We start from the raw sequence: 4365 nt of genomic DNA, 5'->3' as shown, positions 1-4365 counted from the left end.
CCAGATGTCGAATGGGTAGCCATTCGACACTGCTGGCTCCCTTTTAAATCGTCACGTTTGCAAATGCTGTTTCTGGGTAACTGATTGCCTCTATGGTTTGCAGTAAATTGGCTGTCGAGATGCCTGTCAGATAGGTCGTTGTCCCTTGGCTTTTATGCGTAGCTTCATGGCCCAGAAGCCTGTCTATCCAGACTTCCCGGATATTGGCATCCGCGTTTCTAAGTTGAGTGGAGACGGTATGCCGGAACGAGTGGAAGGTGATTTCTGCGGGCAAGCCAATACGGGTTTTGAGTAATGAGAAAGCCCGTCCTAGTGCTGCGCCTCTGACTCCTTGCTTTGAAGTTTCCAAGCCGGGAATAAGGTAGGGGCTGTCTGTAGTATCCTTAAAGGCCAGAGATCCGGCTTCAATCAGCTTCGGATGGACTGGTACCATGCGGATGCCTGCGTCAGTCTTGGGTGCCCAGCCGGTTTCAGGATGTGGGCGAATGAGGAAACAGGGGATACCGTCAACGGTCTGGAGGTCTTCTTTCCGCAGGGTGCAGATTTCACCCAGCCTCATGCCCGAATAGGCTGCAATAAGGGTGACCAGTCGGAAGGTCTGTTCTGGCACGGATGTGCTGTGCCATGAGGCGGATGCCAGTAAAGCCAGTTCTCTGGCTGTCCAGCTTCTGCGTATGGTCTTTTGCCCATTCTCGAAATTCCAGCCTGTCCACGGGTTACGTGTGACCAGTTCCCGCTGGTGTAACTGGTTCCAAAGCGCAGAGAGGCGCATCATATGGTTTTTGACACTCTTACCGCTCAGGGTTGGTAAACCATCTTCTCTGGCTCTCTGAACCTCTTCCTCAAGGGTAAGGCTGCTTTTACGTTTGCCCAGTGATGCTGGCAGGGAAAAGAGCAGATCACGGAAGGCTCCAGCCTTCTCGCCCCCTATGATGGATACAGGCGCATCTCCGAAAGCCTGTAAAAATAGCTCTACGGCCCGTTGTGTGGCTTTCTTGGTGTCGGCGCTGGCATGGGGATTATCCAGCACAAAGCGTTTCAGGGCACCCGAGAGCATTAAAGGTTGGGCTTTAGGAGGCTTGACTGGTTTCTTTACGGTCCGGGGTTTTGGCATCGGTGCTGAAACTGGCACGGACCCCGTTTCCTGAGCAGATGAAGGCAGGTTCACGCTCTGCAAATCCCGCAGTGAGACCCGCAGTCCCTCAAGCCTGCTTAAAGCGTCCGGTTCAGAGAGGGCCAGATGGGTCTGAGAGAATAATTCTGTGGTTCTGGCATGCAGTAAAGAAGCGCGTTTGCGGGCTTCATTCTGGTAGCCGGTTTTTAAAGAAACCCAGATTTCCCGCCGGTTTAAGGCTGCTCTCAGGGCAGGGGGAACAATACGGCGGAAGTGGTAGGTGGTGCTTCGGACACGGAGCATAAAATCTTCCCTCGGTGGGGAAGGACGATGGAGCAAAGACAGCCTTTGCCCCTCATTCAGCCGAAAAATCGTGCTATTTCAGGTGTCTGTGGTGCGAACTGCGGGACTCGAACCTGCATCAACCCGCAGCGACACTTTTCTAACCCTTTGAAACAGCGACAAGAATGCGACGTGCTGTCTTCTGGTTGGTGTTTTTGTTCCCGGTATTGGGTAAACAATCTGGGAACATCCTGATATCACTTTACCCCCAATTTGCCGGTTTAGGAAAGCGGACAACGTGTTAGTCGCTGATAAACGCTGAGCATTTTGATGGAGTCCAATAGCTGGATTTCTCTCATCGAAGAGTGTGATGCACAAAATGATAAATAACAACAAACATATATTTGGAAAACAAATTGTTTCCTGTAAGGGTAGCTAGGTTGTTATGGTTTCAGTTATGGAAAGGTGATGCTTTTTTGTAACAGGAAGGCCGTAGTCTTTTTGATATTATCACGTTCAATCTTTTCATTGCGTCGTTTCTGTCATAAATCGCCATTAACGGGTTTTAATGGAGTTATAACTGTGCGGCGTCTTCAGGTTTGTGGTTCAGTTCTTTCAGCTTTTCTTGCGGTTGCTTTTTGTGGTTCCGCGTTTGCCGCTCCGTCTGCCAAACCGACAGCGTCCGCGCCGGTGGCTTCTCCGACGACCTTGTCCGGTTCTGCAGGAGAATGGACTTACCGGTGTATTTTTCCGTCTTCTGCCCCGAATGCCGCCCCCACTGTGTGTATCGTAGAGCAACGTCTGATGATGCAGGATGCTCAAAAGCAGGCTGTGCCGCTGGGTGGGGTCATTCTGGCCCGTGCGACTGAAGATCCTGTCAAAGCCCCGCTCTCGACGCGCCCCTGGCGTTTGACGGTGATGACCCCTCTGGGGCTTTCCCTTCAGCACGAGGCCCGTTTTGCTATCGGGAAGTCAGCACCGTTTTCGCTGGCCTGGCAGAGCTGTGTGTCTTCAGGATGTCTGTCGACGCTGGATCTGACGGCAGAGCAGGTTGATGCCCTGCGTCATGGTCAGACAGGCCATATTGAGGCCAACAAACTGGCAGGTGGGGTTCTGACAATCAATTTTGCGTTTACCGGTGTGGATGTGGCTCTTAAGACGACAGAAGGCTGGATCGCGCATTCTCAGGCTGGAGTTGTTCAGTAAAGCGTTTGAATTTTCCGCTTTTTTATTTCTGATTTCTTTCTGACGTTCTGGTTCTGGTCATGATTTCCAAGCATACCCTGCGCTCTGTTCTCGGTGCGCTGTCCTTTGTTGTGCCGTGTGTTGCTCAGGCAGCACCGGATGCCGGTGTGCCAGTAGTTGGTCTTCCGGCTGGACCAGGATCATCCCAGGATCAGTTTCAGCGTTATCAGCAGAGACAGCAGCAACTGGACATGCTGCCGCCTCCCAATAGTGATACGCAAATTCTGACGACGCCGCGTCAGTCTTCCCCGACGAAAGGGTGTGTGGATGTCAAATCCCTCACGATTGAGGGTGCGTCCCATTTGTCAGTCGCAACGCGTGCCATGCTTTCAGCGCGCTATACGGGGCGTTGCCTGGGTGTGTCTGACTTCAATCACGCACTGGATGACATCAACGGCGCCTATATGGCTCAGGGGCATGTGACATCCCGCGCTTATCTGCCAGAGCAGTCCTTACAGAGCGGACATCTGCGGATTGTCGTTGTTGAGGGTATGCTCACAGGGTTTCAGTTTGAGGGTATTTCTCCCCGTTTTCATGAAGCTGTGGCTTTTCCGGGGTTGCGCGATCATATCCTGAACCTGCGTGATCTGGAGCAGGGGCTGGACCAGATGAACCGGTTACCAAACTGGTCAGCAAAAATGCAGATTGTGCCAGGTGGGGCTCCTGGCACGTCTGCTGTCAGAATTCGGCAGCCTACGCCAGGTTATATTCATGGTCAGATATGGGCTGATAACAACGGTCAGTATGAAACCGGCCATGAAGCCGGGCATGCGATGCTAACTGCACAGGATGTTCTGGGACTTTTGGATATGTGGTCGTTTGAATATGACCACTCTCTCGTTGGTGATGCCGGGCGGCGGGGTACCCAGTATATCTCGGCCAACGGGTCAGTTCCGTTTGGGAAGTGGACTGTTTTTGGTGGCTGGTGGATGTCAGATGATGTGTACCATCTGCAGACGCTTGGGGAAGATTACAGACTTGCTGGTCGGCGCAAGGATTTTCGGTTTGGTGTATCCCGTGTTGTCGCACGTAACCGTATCGGTGTGACGACCCTGCAGGCATTTTATGAACTGAAGTCGTTCAATTCGACGCTGGATCGGGTGCGTTTGCAAACCCAGAGCGCACGGCAGGCTTATGTTGTGGCGCAGGCCAGTGAATCTCTCAAGGCCTGGGGCGGTGTCTGGTATATGACTTTAGGTATGCGGTTCGGTGTTGGTGCAGTCGGTACGCATTCTGCCTATGATAATCCGGGGGAAGCTGATCCCCATACGCAATATGTCAAGCCCACCCTCGATATTGACGGTTACAAGCCGCTGCCTCTGGGGTTGTTGTGGCATACATCCGTGCATGGCGAATACAGCACTCGCAATCAGTTTACGACAGATCAGTTGCAGCTGGGCGGTCCTTATACCGTTCGCGGGTTTTTACGTCAGATGCTTTTGGGGAATGATGGGATTTACATTCGTAATGATGTGTCTTGGCAGTTTGCGCATCCCGGCATGAATCATGGGTGCGGCGCATATACCGGTTTCTGTCGTCTGTTTGTCGAAGGGGCTGAACTCTATGGCATTCTTGATGGTGGGATGACCCGTGCGGGCTATCATTCTCGCGCTCTCCCGCCTGCACTCAAGGGTGGCAATATAGCGGGTGCTGGTATCGGTATCCGAAAAACAACAGGTTCCATCTTCTGGAATGCCAACATAACGCATGCGATTGCGCGTGGA

The 4365-nt window shown here is 52.6% G+C and carries 3 protein-coding genes; 2 read left to right on the top strand and 1 reads right to left on the bottom strand.

Translation table 11 applies throughout. The annotated features are described in order from the left end of the window. Positions 1–43: 43 nt before the first annotated feature. Positions 44–1417, bottom strand: a complete 1374-nt coding sequence (locus tag Abin_RS15285; RefSeq protein ID WP_048848513.1) for a site-specific integrase — start codon at positions 1415–1417, stop codon at positions 44–46. A gap of 561 nt (positions 1418–1978) precedes the next feature. Here Abin_RS15285 and Abin_RS15280 point away from each other — a divergent pair. Both Abin_RS15280 and Abin_RS15275 read left to right on the top strand, forming a co-directional pair. Next, entirely contained in the window at positions 1979–2602 is a 624-nt protein-coding gene (locus Abin_RS15280; protein WP_048848511.1) for an invasion associated locus B family protein, read from the top strand. A gap of 59 nt (positions 2603–2661) precedes the next feature. Continuing rightward, on the top strand, positions 2662–4365 hold a 1704-nt coding region (locus Abin_RS15275; protein ID WP_084593703.1), incomplete at its 3' end, for a ShlB/FhaC/HecB family hemolysin secretion/activation protein.

It is taken from the genome of Acetobacter indonesiensis (genome assembly GCF_000963945.1).
GTDB lineage: Bacteria > Pseudomonadota > Alphaproteobacteria > Acetobacterales > Acetobacteraceae > Acetobacter > Acetobacter indonesiensis.
Note: the sequence above shows the minus strand (reverse complement) of the source record. Positions and strands in the feature narration are given on the sequence as shown.

What these genes read in the sequence shown, in the direction of transcription:
- Abin_RS15285 (WP_048848513.1), bottom strand. Translation starts at nt 1,417, where the DNA reads ATGCTCCGTGTCCGAAGCACCACCTACCACTTCCGCCGTATTGTTCCC.